The sequence below is a fragment of the Aeromonas sp. QDB20 genome, assembly GCF_027707805.1.
Lineage (GTDB): Bacteria > Pseudomonadota > Gammaproteobacteria > Enterobacterales > Aeromonadaceae > Aeromonas > Aeromonas dhakensis.
The window spans coordinates 1-1,265 of sequence record NZ_JAPCJC010000054.1; the positions used below are offsets into that span (position 1 = coordinate 1).

1 protein-coding gene is annotated in these 1,265 nt (G+C 54.9%); it reads left to right on the forward strand.

The annotated features are described in order from the left end of the window. The first annotated feature begins 63 nt into the window (after positions 1-63). A protein-coding gene (locus PG897_RS22490; protein ID WP_085943968.1) for an IS3-like element ISAeme20 family transposase occupies positions 64-1,232 on the forward strand; the annotation gives its coding sequence in 2 pieces (ribosomal slippage) (positions 64-319 and positions 319-1,232; 1,170 coding nt in all). Positions 1,233-1,265: the final 33 nt, after the last annotated feature.

Below are 1,265 nucleotides of genomic sequence, written 5' to 3' on the forward strand. Positions count from 1 at the left end.
TTGAGGTATCCTGATTTTCACAGACAGTCCCGATTGTTACGATGAGATAATCGGGGGTATTGAATGAAATCGAGAGAACACTATTCACCAGAGTTTCGGGCAGAGGCGGTTCGACTGGTGTTGGAGCAAGGCCTTGGCCAAGCTGAAGCCGCCAGAAGGTTGGGTATTGCCAAAGGCACACTGAGCAACTGGGTGGTCGCAGCCAAAGGAGGAAAGGATACATCGGCCATTCCCGGAGCGCGTTCTGTCGCCGAGCTGGAGGCTGAAGTGGCCCGGCTACGCAAAGCTCTCGCACAAGCCAACATGGAGCGCGACATCATAAAAAAGGCCGCCGCGTACTTTGCTCAGGAGTCACTGCCAAGTACGCGTGGATAGCCAACCAACAGGACATCTATCCCATTTCCGTTATCTGTCGTGTGCTGGAGGTCTCTCGTGCGGGCTTCTACCACTGGCGCCAGCGTCCACCGTCACAGCGCCAACAAGAAGATGAACGACTCAAGGTCGCCATTCGGGCTGCTCACAGCAAGACGCGCCAGACCTATGGCGCATCGCGTTTACAAGCTGAGTTGGCCGCCGAAGGATTTTACGCTGGGCGGGACCGGATTGGGCGATTGCGCCGTGAAATGGGGTTGTCTTGCAAACAAAAGCGCAAATTCAAGGCGACAACCCATTCTGCTCATTCCCTGCCCGTGGCGGAGAATCTCCTTGGTCAGGTCTTTGCGCCGACGAAGCCCAACGAAGTCTGGACCGGTGATATCACCTATATCGCCACCGACGAAGGCTGGCTTTATCTGGCTGGTCTCAAGGATGTGTTTACCTGTGAGATAGTGGGTTATGCGATGGGAGAGCGAATGACCACCGGGTTGGTCAGTCAGGCGCTGTTTCGGGCTGTGCAGCAGAAGAGGCCACCTGTTGGGCTTATTCATCACACAGACCGGGGCAGTCAGTACTGTGCCAAGGCTTACCGGGCTCTCCAGGTACAATTTGGCATGCAGACCTCCATGTCACGCAAGGGGAACTGCTTCGACAATGCCCCGATAGAAAGCTTCTGGGGGTCTCTTAAAAATGAACTGGTTCACCACCATAGATTCGAGACGAGAGCGGAGGCCAAGGCAGCGATTCAGGAATACATAGAGATTTTTTACAACCGCCAGCGTCGGCATTCACGACTTGGCAATGTCAGCCCGGCGGAGTTTAACAAGAGGTATTGGAGAACTGCTCAGGCTGCTTGATCCGGGACTGTCCGATCTTGTCAGGACACCTCA